Below are 16,885 nucleotides of genomic sequence, written 5' to 3'. Positions count from 1 at the left end.
GTGGGTGTACCTGTTGGGTGTACCCACGGCGCGGGGATGGTTGTCCCATCCGTCGAGCCGGACTGTCGGGGGTATGACTCGACAGCTTGCGCATACCTCTCCCGGCCTGCGGGCCTGGCTCGGACTCGTGGTGATCCTCGGCCCGGTCCTGCTCGTCTCGATGGACGGCTCGATCCTGTTCCTGGCGATACCGAGCATCACCGAGGCCCTCTCGCCGACGGCCGACCAGACGCTGTGGATGCTGGACATCTACGGCTTCGCGGTGGGTTCCCTGCTGGTCGCCTTCGGCAGCATCGGTGACCGCTACGGCCGCCTGAAGCTCCTGATGATCGGCGCGACGGTGTTCGGTATCGGGTCCGCCGGGGCGGCCCTCGCGCCGACCCCGGAGCTTCTCATCGCCAGCCGGGCGCTCATGGGCGTGGCCGGTGCGACCCTGCTGCCCTCGGCGCTCGCGGTGCTCAGCGAACTCTTCCCCGACCCGAAGCAGCGTGCCCGGGCGATCGGGATCTTCGCCGCGGCGTTCGCGGCCGGGTTCGGCATCGGTCCGGTCGTCGGCGGCGCCCTGCTCGGACAGTTCTGGTGGGGCTCGGTGTTCCTGGTCAACCTGCCCGTCATCGCCGTCTTCCTGGTGCTCGCGCCGGTCCTGCTGCGCGAGGTACGGGCGACCCGGACCGGCCGTATCGACCTGGTCAGCGTCGTGGCCTCGGCCGGGGGCCTGCTGCTGACGATCTACGGCATCAAGCACCTGGCCGCGGACGGCTTCTCGGCCGTGCCGGTCGTGACCGGGCTCCTGGGCCTCGCGGTCCTGGCGTTCTTCGCGCTCCGCCAGCGGCACCTCGAGCACCCGCTGATCGACTTCTCCCTGTTCCGCGACCGTACCTTCACCATCGCGATCGTCACCGGGCTGCTGCCGCTGGTGGCCTGGTCGGCGGCGGCGTACCTGTCGGGCATCTACCTTCAGTCCGTCCTGGGCCTGAGCGTCCTGCAGGCGGCGCTGCTCGCGCTCCCCGGAGCGGCGGCCCTCACCCTCACCTGCGTCGTCACGCCCGCCTTCGTCGACCGTATCGGCAAGAAGGCCGCGCTCCTCACCAGCCACTTCACCATCGCGGGCGGCCTGCTGCTGCTCCTGCCCACGACCACCACCGGCGGTATCGGCTGGTACGTCGCCTCGACGGTGATCGCCGGAGTCGGGTACGGCATCTCCTTCAGCGTCGTCGCCGACACCGCGGTCGGCGCGGTCCCCGCGGAGCGTGCGGGCTCGGCCGGTGCGCTCGCGGAGACCAGCAACGAGATCGGCAACGCCCTCGGCATCGCGCTCCTCGGCTCGCTCGCCGCACTGATCTTCCGCCTCCAGGGGCCGGACCTCGCCCCCACCCTGGACGAGACGCTCCAGCTGCCGGGCCTCGCGCCCGCGGTGCTCCAGGACGCGAAGGGCGCCTTCGTCACCGGCCTGCACGCCGCCGTCGTGGTGGCCGTCGTGCTGCACGCCGCGCTCGGGGCCGCCGCCCTGCGCTGGCTCTCCGAGCCGACGGCCGAGGACCCCGGCCGGGACGCCCCCGCCGCGCCCGCGCCGAAGGAGCTGGCGGGCAAGGCCTGACCCCCGCGCCGGTGCCCCCGTGCCGGTGCCACTCCCGCTCCGCCCCCGCTCCGCCCGTCTCGCCCCGTCCGGTGAGGCGGGCGACAGCGGTGGTGGACGAACTCGGGGATCGATGCGGCTCACACCCGGCTGGAGGCGACTACAGCTTCGCCGCCAAGGAGTCGTCCACGCCCCAGCTGGCGAGCAGCCGCAGCGCCTCGGCGGAAGAGGACCCCGGCTCGGCGTGGTACACGGACACGGACTGCCCGTCGTCGTCGGGCAGGTGCAGCGTCTCGTACGCGAGCGTCAGCTCGCCCACCACCGGATGCCGCATCCGCTTCACCCCGTGACCCTTCTCCTTCACGTCGTGCGTGGCCCACAGCCGCCTGAACTCCTGGCTCTTGACCGACAACTCGCCCACCAGCGCCGACAGCTCCGGATCCTCCGGGTTCCGCCCCGCGTACAGCCGCAGATAGCTGACCATGTCGGCCGCCTTCGACTCCCAGTCGAGGAACAGCTCCCGGTAGTCCGGTTCGAGGAAGGTGAGCCGCGCCCAGTTCCGCTCGGCGACCGGCAGCCGCCCCCAGTCGCCGAACAGGGCCGCCGCCATCCGGTTCCAGGCCAGGATGTCCGAGCGCGCTCCGATGACGCACGCGGGCACGCCCTCCATCGCGTCGAGCAGATGCCGCAGCGCGGGCCGCACCTGCTCCGGCTTGTGCCGCTTCGGTGCCGACGGCCTGCGCCGCTGCCGGGCCGGCCTGGCCAGGTGCACGAGGTGCGCGTGCTCGGTGTCGCTGAGCCGCAGAGCGCCCGCGATCGCGTCGAGCACCTCCGTGGACACATTGCGCCCGTTGCCCTGCTCCAGACGCGTGTAGTACGCGACCGAGACCCCCGCGAGCTGCGCCAGCTCCTCGCGCCGCAGGCCCGGCACCCGCCGGTGCCGCCCCTGCGAGGCGAGCCCCACGTCCTCGGGCTTGAGCCGGGCCCGCCGGGTGCGCAGGAACTCGCTGAGCTCGGCCCGCCGGTCCAGGCCGTCCGTCGCGGGCACCGTGTCCTCGTCCATACCGTCCAGTATGCCCGGTCGTACGACGGGGATCCTGACCCCGCCAGTAGTAGGACCACTGAGCGTACGCAAAGCGGTGACCTGCGGATTCTTTGGTGATCAGGGTGTGCGGGGAGCAGCCTGGGAGCCATGACCACCACCGTTGCCGCATACGCCGCGCCCAGCTCCAAGGCCCCGCTGGAGCGCACCGTCATCGAGCGCCGAGCCGTCGGCGCGCATGACGTACTGATCGACATCCAGTTCGCCGGAATCTGCCACTCCGACATCCACCAGGCCCGTGAGGGCTGGGGCGAGGCTCTCTTCCCGATGGTGCCGGGCCACGAGATCGCCGGAGTCGTCTCCGAGGTCGGCTCCGCCGTCACCCGGTTCAAGGCAGGCGACAGGGTCGGCGTCGGCTGCATGGTCGACTCCTGCGGCGTCTGCGAGCCCTGCCAGGCGGGCCAGGAGCAGCACTGCGTGGAGGGCAACGTCCAGACGTACAACGCCCTCGGCAAGGACGGTGAGCCCACCTACGGCGGCTACTCGCAGAAGGTCGTCGTCACCGAGGGCTTCGTCGTCCGCATCCCCGACGGCCTCTCCCTCGACGTGGCCGCACCGCTGCTCTGCGCCGGCATCACCACGTACTCCCCGCTGAAGCACTGGGGCGCAGGCCCCGGGAAGAAGGTCGCGATCGTCGGCCTGGGCGGCCTCGGCCACATGGGCGTCAAGCTCGCCCACGCACTCGGCGCGGAGGTCACCGTCCTCTCGCAGTCGCTGCGCAAGAAGGACGACGGCCTGAAGCTGGGCGCCGACCACTACTACGCCACGAGCGACCCGGCCACCTTCCAGGAGCTGACCGGCACCTTCGACGTGATCCTCTCCACGGTCTCCGCACCGCTGGACTTCGGGGCGTACCTGAGCCTGCTGAAGACGGGCGGCGCCCTGGTGAACGTCGGCGCCCCCGAAGAGCCGATCGCCCTCAACCTCTTCTCCCTCCTGGGCGGCAGCAAGGTCCTGGCCGGCTCCATGATCGGCGGCATCGCCGAGACCCAGGAGATGCTCGACTTCTGCGCGGAGCACGGCATCGGTGCCGAGATCGAACTGATCGAGGCCAGCCAGGTCAACGAGGCCTACGAGCGCGTCCTGAACTCCGACGTCCGCTACCGCTTCGTCATCGACACCGCCACGATCTGACCGGCCCCCCCGAACGGCGCGGTGCCCCGACCCCCTGCCCCGAGGGGGCCGGGGCACCGCGCGGGCGAGGTCGTGAGGTCAGTCCTCTGTGCGGGAGAGGGCCTCGGTGACCATGCGGGTGGCGAAGTCGTGGTCGCCGGTGTGGTGGTTGATGCGTTCGGCGAGGAAGAAGGCGGTGAACTCCAGGGCGTTCATCTCCGCCTCGGTCCATGCGCCGTACTGCCGCCGCCACAGACTCGGGCTCAGCCCGGTCGCCGCGGCGACGAGAAGCCCGGACATGGTGGGGATCGCCTCGGGCCGGATGCTTCTGGGCATGTTCCGCATCATGGCCACGAGGTCCGGCACGACGCACTCGATGACGTCCTTGCCATGGTCCTCGTACGCCATCCGCAGCCACTTCATGTAGACGAAGACCAGCGTGCACGCGCCGTCCAGGAGGTCCTCGACCCCCTCTTCGCGCAGGGATCCGAGGATCCGGTCGACCATCTCCCGCTGTTCGGAGGTCTCGGTCGCGCCGTCGTAGATGGCTCTGAGCCGGGAGTCGACGACCATGAGCGCGGCATCCACGTCGCCGGCGGGAGCATCCTCGGGGGCGCAGGACGAGGGCATAGGGCTTCTCCACATTCCGGCTTCCGGCCGCGGCAATGAGCGCGGGTGCGTCTCGTACGGTAGTCGGCCGAATTCCGCAGTGCCGCCGATTCGGGCCGATGAACCCCCAGGAAATAGCAGATCGGCATGATGCGGGGGGTGAATGGGAGTTCGCCTGAGAAGGCTCTCGGGTACACCATGGAAGTCACGGATCGTTGACGACCGTGCCCTCAGCGCTCTCCATCGAACTCCACTGCGGTGGGGTGCACTTGGTGGTCGAGAGAGTCCCGTACCGGCTGCTCGCCGTGATCGGCAGCGTGGTCAGCGCACTCGGCGGAGCCGTATGGGCCGACGGACGATGACAGCCAGGGTCCAGCTTCCCGGAATCTCATTGGACCAGTCGAGTGATGGCCGCCCCGATGGCTGCGAGGGGGAGGACGAAGTCCACCTTCCCGGTGCTGATCGCGGCTTTGGGCATGCCGCGGAACTCGGCCCCTTCCGGGTCCTGCACCATGACCGTGCCGCCGTGTGCTTTGACCGCTTCGACGCCTCGGGCGCCGTCGCTGTCCGCACCGGTGAGCACGCAGCCGATCACACCGGAGCCGTACGCCTGCGCTGCCGACTCAAAGAGAGGATCGGCAGCGGGGCGGGCGTAATTGACACGGTCCTCGCGTGTGAGCGCCAGAGTCCCGTCTCCCTCGACGCACAGGTGCCGGTCGGGCGGGGCGATGTAGACAGTGCCTGCCTGCGGGCGCTCCCCATGTTCGGCGAGCTTGACCGGCAGGACGGTGGAACGCGACAGGATGGCCACGATGCGCGTCTCGCGGGAGCGGTTGAGATGCTGGGCCACCAGCACCGGCACGGGCAGCGCGGCCGTCAGCCCGCCCAGGAGTGTGCCCAGTCCTTGAACGCCACCGGCCGAGGAAGCGACCAGCACGGCCGCCCACTGGCCCCGGCCGTCATCCCAGGAAAGCGTCTCCACCTGCAAAGGCTACCGCGCACTGCGGCCTGGACAGGGGCCGCGGCATCGCCGTGGACGGTGGCTGGCGGAGTGCCGGTCGTCGGCACGGGGCGGGCCAGGGTCGGGGTACCTTGGGACGTACGGAGATGTGGCCGACGAGCTGCGCGGTCTCGTCTGGGTTCGTGTGTCGGAACAGGCCGAGGTGACCCTCACCGCCATCGCCCGGATCGGCGGCGAGGCTGCCCTGCACAAGCTGTCGGACTACAAGGCCCTGCCCGACCGTGAGATCCGCCAGCAACTTGTGCTGATGTGGCAGTACTTCGACGCGCGGGCGTTCGCCGCCGAGGTCCTTGCGGGAATGCCCCTCGACGACGTGACCGTCCAGCTGACGAGCTCCGGCCAAATGACCTGCCTGACGGGCCTGCGCCGCCCCGTGCCCCGGATCCACGTGCCCGGCTATCTGCTGGAGCAGCCGGGGCTGATGGACGCCCTGGCCCAGGCATCGGTCGTCGCGCTCGACATCGGCTCGGCCAGCGGTGTGTCGCGGGAGCGTTCGCAGACCGGCCGCTGGACGTCGACGCTACGTCGGCTGACGGTGCACGCTTGCGACCGGCTCACGGACGTGTCCGGCCTGGCCGGCGGTGCCATCGAGGAGCTGGACCTGCGCCGGGTCTCCTCCCGGCTCGACTACGGCGGGCTCGCCGAAGCGCCCAGCCGCCTCACGTGCCCAGGTCACGCGGTGGCGCGGAGGGCCCTTCCAGGTGGGCGGCGGCGGTGCGCCAGGCGCTGGTGACCGCGGTGCGGGCCCGCGACGTACGGGTGGCGCGGTCGCCGGTCAGCAGCAGCGGCGCCCCCACGTGGACGTGCAGGACCGGTCGGCGCACGGGGGCGGTGGCCAGGCCCGCGAGCTGTTTGAGCGTGCTGCCGGAGGTGACCCGGCGCGCACCTGCCTGGCCCACGGGCACGACGGGGGCGCCGGTACGCTCCGCGAGCCGGGCCAAGCCGCTGCGGAACGCCCCGGGAGCCGCCTCTGCCGCGTCCCGGCTGCGGGGGAGCGCGCCCTCGGCGTAGAGGAGGACCAGCCGCCCCCGCGCCAGGACGTCGGCCGCCGCATCGAGCGAGGCTGCGGCGCGCCCGGGGTCCCCACGGGTGACAGGGATGTGCCCGCCGTGGGCGAGCGCGCGGCCGAGCAGCGGGATCCGCCACAGGCCGGCGGCCGCCATGATGACCGGCTCGGCGCCGAGCCGACGCAAGGCGGCGAGGACGATGGCCGGGTCGGCGAGGGAGGTGTGGTTCGCGGCGACGATGCTGCCCGGCGCGAGCTCGACGCCCGGGGCGGTGGTCACCGACAGGCGGCCGACGGCGGGGGCCAGGAGGTCGGCGAGGCGGCTCAGCATGTACGTTCTCCCGGATTCGACGACGGCGGGCCTTCATCGTCGGTGGCGGGGGCCGGGCCGGGCATGAGCTGACGTACTCAACTTCCGGCCGGGCTGCCCCTCACATCGGACCGGGCTGAGGTGAGGGGCAGTGGCGTCCGTCAGGGGTGCGTGCGTCAGCTCGGGGCCGGTCAGCGGCCCGTGCGGTCGCTGTCGCCCTTCACATGCCGCTGGATGAACTCGTACGCCTTGTCGGCGACCTTCCCGCCGACCTGCTGGGCGGGAGCGAGCGAGGCGCTGAAGTGGACGCCCGCCCATACCCGGCTGCGGCCGCAGTCCTGGACGTAGTCGTTCCAGGAGTCCCAGGAGAGCGCGGTGTCCTTGGTGGGGGTCAGGCCCGGCTCCACCCGGGACGAGCCCTTCTTGAAGGTGTGGGTGAGGTCGATCTTCTCCGAGCCCGTGTAGCGCTTGCCGACGCCTGCCGCGGCGGCGCACAGGCTCGCGGAGCCGGAGGGGTACTCCGCGTGGTCCGCCGCCTGGAGGTAGCCCTGCCACTCGTTGCCCGGCATGTCCTTGACCGTGCCCTTGCCGGGGCCGCCCCAGGCGCTGACCGGCTTGTCGCCGTAGAGGTACCGGATGGCGGTGAACGGGCGCACGGCGTCGTACTTGACCTTGCTGTCCCAGATCGCGATCAGAGTGTCGAAGGAGGCGACATGGATGCTGAATGCCGTCTGGACAAAGGCGTCGAGGCTGTCGTCACCCTGGGATATGTCCGGGAACCCGGCGCCGAGGAAGAGCAGCTTGTCGTCGAAGAACTCGGCCGTCATCTTCTTCTTGTCGGTCAGCCCCGCCGACTCGGCGAGCACTTCGTCCGCCTGGCGCTTGTACGCCTCACGGTTGTGATGGTCGCTGGCCTCGGGCGGCTTCACGCGATACCGGGTGGGGTCGTCGTACGAGTACGGCTTCGTCCGGGCCATCTGCGGGGTCACGAACCGCTGACCGGTGAAGATGCCCCCTCCCGTGGTGCGGGCGCCCGGCTGCCACCGCGACGGGTTCCGCAGCTTGTCGGGTGTGTTCACCGGCTTGTATCCGGTGTAGTCCTCGTACGGCTTGCGGTGGTACTTCTTGCCACCCTCATTTCCGAGCTGGTTCATTCCGTCGTTCTCTCTGTTCGCGACGACGGATTTACCAGCGAGGTTTCCCAGCCCGGTGGCCGTGTGCTTGTTCTCCTGCTTGTCGTCCGGATCGAGGCCGACCGAGGTCAGCAACTCCCGCCACTCCGCACGATGCTGCGGCAGAATGCTGTTGAGCACCTTGTGGGACGCATAGAAGATCGCGATGTTCTTGTTCCGGTTGTCCTTCCCCTCCTCCGCCGGGCGGCGGCCGAGATCGGAGTACACGCCGACGGCCGACTTGTGATACGGCGCGATGGCGTCGAACCACCCGTTCTCCAGCAGTGTGACGATGCGGATCACGAGAGTGGCGTCATTCGCCTTCGGCGATACATCCTCGCGCACCGCGGCCTGGACCTTCGGGTAGATCAACTCCAGAGGCGCGTTCCCCTTCTCGAAGTCGAAATCAGCGCCCTTGGAAACCGATTCCGCACCCTTCTCTTCCGGCCCTTCGGCCGCCGCATATCCGGCGCTGGTCATCGCGATCATCGCAGCGCAGAAAAGCGCCACGCGGTTCCGGACCCCGAGCCGCCGCTTTCTTTGCTTCGTTTCAGTCTCTGGCATGGGCCGTGAGCGTAGCGGAGAGGGAGAGAGTCGGAATGGCAAGTGCGGTACTCGATTGCTAAATGCGGAATCAATGCTGCGTCAATACGGAATTCTGAGGGCGCCGCGCGAAGAATCCGCACCGCGGGTCCAGCAGGACGGCTGTCGTCGCGCATCAGCCGATCCGGCGGCCGACACGACATGCCTGCCCGGGTTGGCAGGAAAGGGGCGTGGTCTGTGGACCGGAAGGACGCGTTCTTCCGTTCAGAGGGGACCGTCTGCGGCATCGAGCATCCGCAGGAGGTGGCGGGCTTCGGTGGCCTGTTCCGGTGTTGAGTGTTCGCGTAGTACCGACTCGCACTGCTGTCGGGCCTCGTCGGTGCGTCCGCAGCGATGGTTGGCCTGTGCCGCGAGGAGCAGGTGCCGATGCCGCTCGGCAGGCGACAAGGCGGTTGCGGCCCGTGCCGCTTCTTCTTCGGCGGCTTCCTCCAGCGACCATGCGTGAGGCGCTGGTTCTGGGGGTCGGCGGCGCTGGAGTTCGACTTCGTCGAACAGTTGCCAGCCGTCGACCTCCACGATCCCGGCGCTGCCGGGCCGCCAGTCTCGTGCCGTGGCGGCGGTGAGCAGGGCACGGACGGTGCCTGGCTCATGGAGATTGAGAGTTTTGCCGATCTCGGTGCCGACGGTGCCGGACGGCGTGTACCCGTCGGGGACAAGCCGGCCGGGCCCTTCCTGGAAGACGATGCGGAGTCGGCCGCTGGTACCGGAGGGGCGGATATCGAGGAGTTCGCGGCAGTCCTCGTACCGTCCGTTGCCCAGCGCACGGTGGTTGTGCCCGACGGTCCAGAAGAAGATCTCCTGATCGACCACCAGCCGCCGCGCCTTCTTCTCGCTCCGCACCATGCCCCGATGCTAAGGGGGCATATGGCGAGGTCGTCGCTGGCGGTACGGCCCGGGGTTCGGCGGGGCTGTCGTTGGAGAATGGCAGGGGCGCGTGCTGGGGCCGGCTGTGGAATGTGCGCGAAGAGAGAGGGGGGAGGGGTGCTGCGTCCGGTTGTGGAGTCTCTCAGCTATACCGCCGGCTGCCAGGAGTGCGGTGCTGAGGCGGCCTGGGTGGGGACGCAGGCGTTGGTGGGTGAGCAGGTGAGGTGGGACACCGAGTACGCGTGCTCGTCGTGCGGAAGTACGGCAGCGGTGTGTGGTGGCGTGTTGTCTGAAGGGCTGCGGGAGCGGTTGCTCATCGAGCACGGGCCGGTCACTTTGCGGATCGGCCTGCCGGTGAACAACACGGTGCTGCTGCGTGTCCTGCGTACCGAGCTCGGTCTGAGCCTGGTGGAGATCAAGTCCGCGCGGGAGCGGGTTCTGGCCGGCGGCTACTCGGGGACTCTCCCCGAGATCGAGCACTTGGCCCGAAGACTCCGCGCTGCGGGCATCGACGCGACCGCCTCGCGCGCCGGGAACGGCCCTGGCCGTGGAGGGTGAGCGCGCGCCGTCGGGGAGGTGGCTGCTTCGGAGGTCTCTACGGGCGCCTGGTGGGTGCGGTGTGGCGCAGTGTTTCTATGAAGGCCCGGACCCGGGACGTCGTGGAGTGTTTCGGCCAGATGGGGGCGAAGCGGCAGGGGTGGGGTTCTTGGAGGGGTATCCAGGTGACGCCGGGGGTGGAGTAGTGGGGTTCGGCGTCGGTGCAGGCGAGGGAGACGCCCTCGCCCGCGGCGATGAGGAAGGGGATCTCCTGCCAGGAGATCGCCGCGTGGCCCTGGGGGATCGGGCGGCCGGAGGGGGTCCGGCGGGGGAAGTTGTAGTCGAGCCAGTGCTGCGGGGCGCTACCGCCGATGGTTAGCAGGGTCTCGTGGGCGAGGTCTTCGAGTGATACCGCCTCGCGCCGGGCCAGCGGGTGGGAGCTGGGCACCAGGAGGGCCCGGTCGGAGGAGTACAGCACGGGTCCGGCAACCAGGTCGGGCTCGTCCATGGGCAGTTCGGTGACCTGCAGATGCACCTGCTCGCGGCGCAGTGGTCCGTATGGATCGGAGAGCTGGATCTCCTGGATCGTCACGTCGCAGTCCGGATAGGTGCCGCGGAACGTCTCGATGGCCTTGAGTAGCAGGTTGGCGGCCATCGAGCTGGAGTAGCCGATCCGCAGGGTGCCGGTGAAGCCGCGCCCCGCGGCGACCGCGCGGGCGAGCGCCTCGTCGATGATCCGCCGGGCGGGCAGGAGGTCGTCGCGGAGCCGTTCGCCGACCGGGGTGAGGGTGACGCGGCGGCTGGTGCGTTCGAACAGCGGCACCCCGACCCGGCGCTCCAGCGTCTGGATGACCTGACTCATCCGCCCGGCCGACAGCCCGAGGCGGCTGGCGGTGCGCCCGAAATGCAGCTCCTCGGCCAGCGCCAGGAAGGCCTCCAGCTCCTGTCGCTCCATGTTCCCCGTTCCTCCCGATCATTTAGCCGGACGGCACGCTACTTCAGCTGATCGGCGTTGTTCCAGGTCATGGCGGTGGAGATGCTGATCACCACGTCAGCCGTACGCGCGAGGAGCGCCGTGCGCGGTGCCTCCCCGAAAGGAACCTCCATGTCCTACCCCGATCCCCGCTACTTCGGTGAGCACGGGGAGATCAACGCCACCTACCGGCCCGCGAGCACCGCGCCCGACTTCACCGCCGCGCCTCGCCCGGACGCTCCGGCCGACGCCACCGGCACCGCGTTCCACTACCTGTCCACCGCCCTCTCCACCGGCGGCGAGTACGGCCTGTACCGGGTGGACATGGGCCCGGAGACCAGCGGGCCCAGCACGCACTTCCACAAGGCGATGTCCGAGTCATTCTTCATCCTGTCCGGCACCATGCGGCTCTTCGACGGCCGCCGCTGGGTCGACGCCACCTCCGGCGACTACCTCTACGTACCCGTGGGCGGGCTGCACGCCTTCCGCAACGAGTCCGGCGAACCCGCCTCCATGCTCATGCTCTTCGCCCCCGGCGCACCCCGCGAGGACTACTTCGAGGGCGTGACCCAACTCGACGGCCTCAGCCAGGAAGAACGCGCGGACTTCTTCCGCCGCCACGACAGCTTCTTCGTCTGACCCGCCCGTACGACGGGCTCGTACGCCCGATGCCGGGCCGCCAAGCGATCGCACATCTCACCACCAAGGAGACCGTTCTCATGACCAACGTCGCCGTCATCTACTACTCCTCCACCGGCAACGTCCACAGCATGGCGAAGGCCGCGGCGCAGGCCGCCGAGAAGGCCGGTGCCGACGAGGTGCGCCTGCTGAAGGCCGCCGAGCTGGCCCCCGCCGCGGCCGTCGAAAGCAACCCCGACTGGGCCCGGCACGCCGCAGCCACCGCCGACGTCCGTGAGGCGAGCGCGGCCGACGTGGGGTGGGCCGACGTCATCCTCTTCGGCACCCCGACCCGGTTCGGCCTGCCCGCGGCGCAGCTGAAGCAGTTCATCGACACCACCGGCGGCCTGTGGGCCCAGGGCAAGCTCGTGAACAAGGTCGTCTCCTCCTTCACCTCCACCTCGGCGTGCCACGGAGGGCAGGAGAGCACCCTGCTGGCGCTCAACAACACCTTCTACCACTGGGGTTCGATCATCGTCCCGCCCGGCTTCGCCGACCCGATCCAGTTCGACGAGGCCAACGGCAACCCCTACGGCGCGAGCAGCATCTCCGGCAACACTCCCGACAACGTCGCCGAAGCGAACCTCGCCGCCGTCGAATTCCAGGCCCGCCGCGCGGTCGAGACCGCCGCAGCCCTGCTGCGCGGCCTCGCCACCGCCACCACCGCTGCCGTCGCCTGAGCGGCCCCGCCGCCGCCCTCGCCGCACTCTCCCTGCGCAGGACAGACCTCGCACAGCCACCGGGGGAGGAACGGACCGGGCCACCCGGCCACCACCCGGCCGCACAGCACACATAGCTACCACCCACCGACGGACCTCACCGGCCTCGCCGACCTCACCCCACCGGCCTCACTGACCTCACTGGCCTCCCCAGACCTGCTGAGCTCACTGACCGCGCTGGCCTCGTCGACCGGCCTCACCAGCCTCACCGGCCTCGGCGATTCTCACTGGCTCTACTGATCTCACTGATCCTTGTGAAAGGCGCACCCATGCCCTCCGCACAGCACCCGCCCCGCCTCCGGCGACCGGGGTGGAGCCTGGCGCTGCTGGCGCTCGGCCACCTCATCATCAGCCTCGACTTCACCATCATCTACGTGGCACTGCCCGACATCGCCGCCGACATCGGCTTCACCCCGCACACCCTGCAGTGGGTGGTCACCGCGTACGCCGTCCTCTACGGCGGTTTCCTCCTCCTGGGCGGACGGCTGTCCGACCTCCTGGGGCGACGGCGGATGTTCGTCCTCGGCATGACGCTGTACGGCCTCTCCTCCCTGCTGGGCGGCCTGGCCACGACACCGGGCATGCTGCTCACGGCACGCGGACTGCAGGGCCTGGCCGGAGCGGTCCTGTTCCCGGCGGTGCTCGCCCTGGTCAACACCGCCTTCACCGAGGGCCAAGCGCGCAACCGGGCACTGACGATCTGGGCCATGGCAGGTGCCGGCGGACTGACCGCGGGATCGCTGGCCGGCGGCGTGCTGACCCAGACCCTGGGCTGGCAGGCCGTGTTCTACGTCAACGTCCCGCTGGCCGCCGCGGGCATCACCGCCGCCTTCGCACTGCTGCCCGCCGACGGCCCCGTCACCCAAGGCAGCATCGACATCCCCGGCACACTGACCGGCACCACAGGCATCACACTGTTCATCTACGCGGTCGCACACGGCTCCGAGGCCGGCTGGTCACAGCCCGAGGTACCGGCCGCCGCCGTCCTAGCGGTGCTCGCGCTGGCCGCCTTCGTACGGATCCAGGCACGCGGCCGTACCCCGCTGATGCCACTGCGTCTGTTCCGCAACCGCTCGCTGAGCGGCGCGGTCGTCGTCATCCTGGTCTTCGGACTCACGATGAACGCCGTGCCGTACTTCCTGACCCTCTACTACCAAGACGTCCTCGGCTTCAGCGCCCTGGAGACCGGCCTGGCCTTCCTCGGCTCGACCCTGTCCATCACGGCCGGGAGCTTCCTCAGCGAGCGGTTGATCCAGCGCCTGGGCACCCGCGGCACACTGCTGACGGGAATCGCCGTCAATGCGGCGGGCGCCGCTCTCCTCGCCCCCGGCCTGCACGTCGACGGATCCGTACTGACCACACTGGGCGGCGTCATCGTCGTCGGCCTGGGCATGGGATGCACCTACACGGCGATGTGGAACGCCGCCGGCACCGGCGTGGCCGAACACGAACAAGGCCTCGCCTCCGGAGTGGCCTCCACCGCGCTGCAGGTTGGTACGGCTGTCGGGCTGGCGCTGTTCGTCGTCGTTGCTAGCGATGGCCTGGCGGGTTTGAGCGGAGCGGCCCTGCGCGCCGCCTCCGTCGAAGGCATGCGCACCGCCCTCTACGCCCTGGGTGCCGTCATGTTGTTGGCCGTGTTGCCCGCAGCGAAACTGCCCCGCCCCCGGCCCGCCCCCGGCCCGCCCCCGCTCCGGACAGGGCCGAGCGGCACCACGCTGCCTGATTGAACGATGCACGAGCGTCAGCACACCGGCGATGGACCCCACCGGTGACGGTCCCCACCAGCACCGGCGGGCTGGAGTGTGGGACATGCGAGGTGGGTGGAAGCGAGCCGACACCGCGCTCGGCGGGGGTGGTGCCGGTCTCGTGCATGAGGTGTTGCAGGTGGGGGATGTGGAAGTGGGATACGCCGATGGCGTGGGCCCGTCCGTCCGTGAGGGTCTCTTCGAGGGTTTTGAAGGTTTTCACGTATAGGTCGTGGGCGGGGGTGGGTCAGTGGGTGAGGTAGAGGTCCACGTGGTCGAGGCCGGGTTTGTCGAGTGAGGCGTCGAAGGCGGCGAGGGGCTTGTCGCGCCCCTGGTCGGCGTTCCACAGCTTGGTGGTGAGGAATACCTTCTCGCGGGCGGGCCCGGTGTCGGCCAGGGCGCGCCCGACGCCGTGCTCGTTGCGGTAGACGGCGGCCGTGTCGATGCTGCGGTACCCGGCCTGGAGGGCGTGGGAGACGGCGGTGGTGGTCTCCTCGTCGGGGACCTGGAAGACGCCGAGGCCGAGCTGGGGCATGCGCACGCCGTTGTTGAGGGTGATGTCCGGTACGGAGGTCATGAGGAGGGGGTCTTTCATGGGGGGCCGGTATCAGAGGGGATGAGGATTTTTGTGCGGCGGCAGCTCAGGAGCGGACGGCGTCCTGGGCGGCGGAGGCCGTGGACGCGTCCGTGACGGGAGCGTCCGTGACGGACGAGGCCACGACGGATGAGGCCACGACGGGTGAGCTGGTGACCGGCGTTCGGACGGCACGTCCGGCCCTGGGCCGCAGTTCGAGTCGGTGGGCCAGGACGGCGAGCAGCAGCGCGGTGGCGGCCAGGACGGCGCCGACGGCGTTGGGGGCCGTGTAGCCGAGCCGGGCGGAGATGACCAGACCGCCGAGCCAGGCGGAGAGCGCGTTGCCCAGGTTGAAGGCGCCGATGTTGGCGGCCGACGCCAGCGTCGGCGCACCGTGGGCATGGTCCAGGACACGCTTTTGCAGCGGGGGGACGGTGGCGAAGCCGAGCGCGCCGATGAGGAAGACGGCCACGACGGCCGCCGGCTTGACGGAGGCCACGAAGGTGAACAGCAGCAGGACCAGCGCCAGGCCGCCCAGGGCGGTGTAGAGCAGGGGCATGAGCCTGCGGTCCGCGTAGCGGCCGCCGAGGAGGTTGCCCGTGACCATGCCGAGCCCGAAGACGACCATGATCCAGGTGACGGAGGACTCGGCGAAGCCGCCGACCTCCGTCATCATCGGCGCGATGTAGGTGATCGCCGCGAAGACACCCCCGAAGCCGAGGACGGTCATGGCCATGGCCAGCACGACCTGCGGACTCCTGAAGGCCGCGGCCTCGTCCCGCAGCCGCACACCCTCCGGCTTGGGCACATCGGGGACGAGCCTGGCCACACCGGCCAGCCCCAGGACACCGAGCGCCGCGACGATCAGGAAGGTCACCCGCCAGCCCGCGCTCTGCCCCACGAACGTCCCCAGCGGCACGCCGAGGACGTTCGCCACGGTCAGACCGGTGAACATCATGGAGATCGCACCGGCTTTCTTCTCCGGCGCCACCAGCTCGGCGGCGACGACGGAACCGATCCCGAAGAACGCCCCATGAGCCAGCGAAGCCACCACCCGGCCCAGGAGCATCACGGCGAAGACCGGAGCGACGGCGGAGATGAGATTGCCCAGGATGAACAGCCCCATCAGCAGCATGAGCATGTTCTTACGGGAGATCCTGGTGCCCAGAACGGTCATGATCGGCGCGCCGATCATGACGCCGAGGGCATAGCCGGTGACCAGGAACCCGGCCGTCGGAACGGACACACCAAGATCCGCGCCGACCTGGGGCAGCAGCCCCATGATCACGAATTCCGTGGTCCCGATTCCGAAGGCCCCCATGGCCAGGGCCAGCAGTGCGAGCGGCATGACGAGGTTCCTCTGAGAGACGGGGGAGGACGACGCAAGCAACGCGCGAGCGCCTTACATGCAACGACAATAATTGCACACGAGGGATAGTTGCAAACGCGGGTATCGTGACGTGAGCGACACCGTCACCCCCGACCCGGCCCCGGACAACGGACCACCGACGCCACGTTGCGCTTTCCGCACGCGCACCTCATCCGAAGAGTGCGCTTTCCGCAACCACAGCCGCCCCAACAGACCCCAACAGACGTCCCGTTGCGATTTCCGCACCCCCCCATTCCCGCATCACGACGACACTTGCCCTTTCCGCAACGAAGGCGGATGCCGAACCGCCGAGACGCACCGCCCCACACACCTCCCACCGCCCACTGACGCCGGCCCGCACCGACCGCGACAGGGAACAACGGCAGCGCGACGCTCCGGCTGCGCCCAGATGCCCCGTCGAGCCCCTGCTGCCAGCACGGCATCACTGTGAGTGCGCGGGGCCGACCCTGATCCTGGCCTGACGGGTCGTCAGAACAGGTGATCGTCTGGCTTCCAAGTGGATTAGACCAATTTTTAGGTGGCCGAAGGCCACCCCTACCCATACAACCTGACACCACGTCAATTCCTACCAGACTTGCAAACCGACTACTCCCGGTCGACCCTGAAACCCCCGGGCCCGAAGGGCCCGCCAGCCCCACTCCCAGCCCTAAAGGCCAGAACACCCAGCCCATCGTCCTCTCAGCCAACAACTACCAGCACACGAAGGAGACTTCACCCCTATCCTCTAGCCCGCTTCTTTTGCCCTGACCCGCACACCGCCACGCACCGCACCACCCCACCGTCACCGAAGGTGACGGCACCAGACCGACCACTTTTGGTAGCGGCGCGGAGCGCCGCGGTCCCGTTGGTGTCGCGAAGCGACACCGCGTCGTTCCTCCGGAGGAGGACGCGCG

At 69.8% G+C, this 16,885-nt stretch carries 15 protein-coding genes and 1 pseudogene; 7 read left to right on the top strand and 9 right to left on the bottom strand.

Features of this window, described 5'->3' with window-relative positions; translation table 11 throughout:
- Positions 1-73: 73 nt before the first annotated feature.
- On the top strand, positions 74-1,597 hold the full coding sequence (locus tag ACGF3A_RS25730) for an MFS transporter (RefSeq protein WP_393732678.1): 1,524 nt from the start codon (positions 74-76) through the stop codon (positions 1,595-1,597).
- 139 nt (positions 1,598-1,736) lie between these two features.
- Here ACGF3A_RS25730 and ACGF3A_RS25725 read toward each other — a convergent pair whose 3' ends face one another.
- On the bottom strand, positions 1,737-2,639 hold the full coding sequence (locus tag ACGF3A_RS25725; protein ID WP_393732677.1) for a helix-turn-helix domain-containing protein: 903 nt from the start codon (positions 2,637-2,639) through the stop codon (positions 1,737-1,739).
- Between the two features lie 129 nt (positions 2,640-2,768).
- On the opposite strand from ACGF3A_RS25725, the gene ACGF3A_RS25720 reads away from it, so the two are divergent.
- Positions 2,769-3,812, top strand: a complete 1,044-nt coding sequence (locus tag ACGF3A_RS25720; protein WP_393732676.1) for an NAD(P)-dependent alcohol dehydrogenase — start codon at positions 2,769-2,771, stop codon at positions 3,810-3,812.
- A gap of 78 nt (positions 3,813-3,890) precedes the next feature.
- Here the strand turns inward: ACGF3A_RS25720 and ACGF3A_RS25715 are convergent, their stop codons facing one another.
- Together ACGF3A_RS25715 and ACGF3A_RS25710 are read right to left on the bottom strand one after the other, a co-directional pair.
- Complete coding sequence (locus ACGF3A_RS25715) at positions 3,891-4,421, bottom strand: hypothetical protein (RefSeq protein WP_393732675.1); 531 nt, start codon at positions 4,419-4,421, stop codon at positions 3,891-3,893.
- Positions 4,422-4,788: 367 nt separating this feature from the next.
- Positions 4,789-5,382, bottom strand: a complete 594-nt coding sequence (locus ACGF3A_RS25710) for a chemotaxis protein CheB (protein WP_393732674.1) — start codon at positions 5,380-5,382, stop codon at positions 4,789-4,791.
- A 163-nt stretch (positions 5,383-5,545) separates the two neighbouring features.
- Here ACGF3A_RS25710 and ACGF3A_RS25705 point away from each other — a divergent pair, with 163 nt between their 5' ends.
- A complete protein-coding gene (locus ACGF3A_RS25705; RefSeq protein WP_393732673.1) occupies positions 5,546-6,154 on the top strand; it encodes a hypothetical protein in 609 nt (202 codons plus the stop codon).
- On the opposite strand, the gene ACGF3A_RS25700 is transcribed toward ACGF3A_RS25705, so the two are convergent.
- From ACGF3A_RS25700 to ACGF3A_RS25690, 3 genes are all read right to left on the bottom strand, one after another.
- Positions 6,081-6,758 carry a lysophospholipid acyltransferase family protein gene (locus tag ACGF3A_RS25700; RefSeq protein WP_393732672.1) on the bottom strand — a complete coding sequence of 226 codons (678 nt, stop codon included), beginning with the start codon at positions 6,756-6,758 and terminating at the stop codon, positions 6,081-6,083. The genes ACGF3A_RS25705 and ACGF3A_RS25700 overlap by 74 nt on opposite strands.
- Positions 6,759-6,928: 170 nt before the next feature.
- A complete protein-coding gene (locus ACGF3A_RS25695) occupies positions 6,929-8,389 on the bottom strand; it encodes a vanadium-dependent haloperoxidase (protein WP_393732671.1) in 1,461 nt (486 codons plus the stop codon).
- Positions 8,390-8,716: 327 nt separating this feature from the next.
- On the bottom strand, positions 8,717-9,355 hold the full coding sequence (locus ACGF3A_RS25690) for a hypothetical protein (protein ID WP_393732670.1): 639 nt from the start codon (positions 9,353-9,355) through the stop codon (positions 8,717-8,719).
- A gap of 306 nt (positions 9,356-9,661) precedes the next feature.
- Between ACGF3A_RS25690 and ACGF3A_RS25685 the strand changes: the two genes are divergently transcribed.
- Positions 9,662-9,934, top strand: coding sequence for a hypothetical protein (locus ACGF3A_RS25685; RefSeq protein WP_393732669.1), 273 nt, complete (start codon positions 9,662-9,664; stop codon positions 9,932-9,934).
- A 37-nt stretch (positions 9,935-9,971) separates the two neighbouring features.
- Here the strand turns inward: ACGF3A_RS25685 and ACGF3A_RS25680 are convergent, their stop codons facing one another.
- The gene (locus tag ACGF3A_RS25680; RefSeq protein WP_393732668.1) at positions 9,972-10,868 is read right to left on the bottom strand and encodes a LysR family transcriptional regulator; all 897 of its coding nucleotides are present in this window, start codon (positions 10,866-10,868) and stop codon (positions 9,972-9,974) included.
- A 150-nt stretch (positions 10,869-11,018) separates the two neighbouring features.
- On the opposite strand from ACGF3A_RS25680, the gene ACGF3A_RS25675 reads away from it, so the two are divergent.
- From ACGF3A_RS25675 to ACGF3A_RS25665, 3 genes are all read left to right on the top strand, one after another.
- Entirely contained in the window at positions 11,019-11,525 is a 507-nt protein-coding gene (locus ACGF3A_RS25675; RefSeq protein ID WP_393732667.1) for a cupin domain-containing protein, read from the top strand.
- 80 nt (positions 11,526-11,605) lie between these two features.
- Positions 11,606-12,244 (top strand): NAD(P)H:quinone oxidoreductase, encoded by a 639-nt coding sequence (wrbA, locus tag ACGF3A_RS25670; RefSeq protein WP_393732666.1) that lies wholly within the window; start codon positions 11,606-11,608, stop codon positions 12,242-12,244.
- A gap of 308 nt (positions 12,245-12,552) precedes the next feature.
- Positions 12,553-14,010 (top strand): MFS transporter, encoded by a 1,458-nt coding sequence (locus ACGF3A_RS25665; RefSeq protein WP_393732665.1) that lies wholly within the window; start codon positions 12,553-12,555, stop codon positions 14,008-14,010.
- A 118-nt stretch (positions 14,011-14,128) separates the two neighbouring features.
- On the opposite strand, the pseudogene ACGF3A_RS25660 reads toward ACGF3A_RS25665, so the two are convergent.
- Positions 14,129-14,605, bottom strand: a pseudogene (locus ACGF3A_RS25660) (aldo/keto reductase); the annotation flags it as partial.
- Positions 14,606-14,669: 64 nt separating this feature from the next.
- The gene (locus tag ACGF3A_RS25655; protein WP_393732664.1) at positions 14,670-15,950 is read right to left on the bottom strand and encodes an MFS transporter; all 1,281 of its coding nucleotides are present in this window, start codon (positions 15,948-15,950) and stop codon (positions 14,670-14,672) included.
- Positions 15,951-16,885 lie beyond the last annotated feature (935 nt).

Origin of the sequence: Streptomyces sp. NPDC048172, assembly GCF_043202595.1 — a bacterium.
In the GTDB taxonomy this organism is placed as follows: domain Bacteria; phylum Actinomycetota; class Actinomycetes; order Streptomycetales; family Streptomycetaceae; genus Streptomyces.
The sequence above is the reverse complement of the archived record's forward strand: the minus strand, read 5'-3'. Positions and strand labels throughout refer to the sequence as shown.

Coding starts and splice junctions, on each gene's coding strand:
- ACGF3A_RS25715 (WP_393732675.1), bottom strand. CDS start 4,421: ATGCCCTCGTCCTGCGCCCCCGAGGATGCTCCCGCCGGCGACGTGGAT.
- ACGF3A_RS25720 (WP_393732676.1), top strand. CDS start 2,769: ATGACCACCACCGTTGCCGCATACGCCGCGCCCAGCTCCAAGGCCCCG.
- ACGF3A_RS25675 (WP_393732667.1), top strand. CDS start 11,019: ATGTCCTACCCCGATCCCCGCTACTTCGGTGAGCACGGGGAGATCAAC.
- wrbA (WP_393732666.1), top strand. CDS start 11,606: ATGACCAACGTCGCCGTCATCTACTACTCCTCCACCGGCAACGTCCAC.
- ACGF3A_RS25730 (WP_393732678.1), top strand. CDS start 74: ATGACTCGACAGCTTGCGCATACCTCTCCCGGCCTGCGGGCCTGGCTC.
- ACGF3A_RS25695 (WP_393732671.1), bottom strand. CDS start 8,389: ATGACCAGCGCCGGATATGCGGCGGCCGAAGGGCCGGAAGAGAAGGGT.
- ACGF3A_RS25665 (WP_393732665.1), top strand. CDS start 12,553: ATGCCCTCCGCACAGCACCCGCCCCGCCTCCGGCGACCGGGGTGGAGC.
- ACGF3A_RS25680 (WP_393732668.1), bottom strand. CDS start 10,868: ATGGAGCGACAGGAGCTGGAGGCCTTCCTGGCGCTGGCCGAGGAGCTG.
- ACGF3A_RS25700 (WP_393732672.1), bottom strand. CDS start 6,758: ATGCTGAGCCGCCTCGCCGACCTCCTGGCCCCCGCCGTCGGCCGCCTG.
- ACGF3A_RS25725 (WP_393732677.1), bottom strand. CDS start 2,639: ATGGACGAGGACACGGTGCCCGCGACGGACGGCCTGGACCGGCGGGCC.
- ACGF3A_RS25655 (WP_393732664.1), bottom strand. CDS start 15,950: ATGCCGCTCGCACTGCTGGCCCTGGCCATGGGGGCCTTCGGAATCGGG.
- ACGF3A_RS25690 (WP_393732670.1), bottom strand. CDS start 9,355: ATGGTGCGGAGCGAGAAGAAGGCGCGGCGGCTGGTGGTCGATCAGGAG.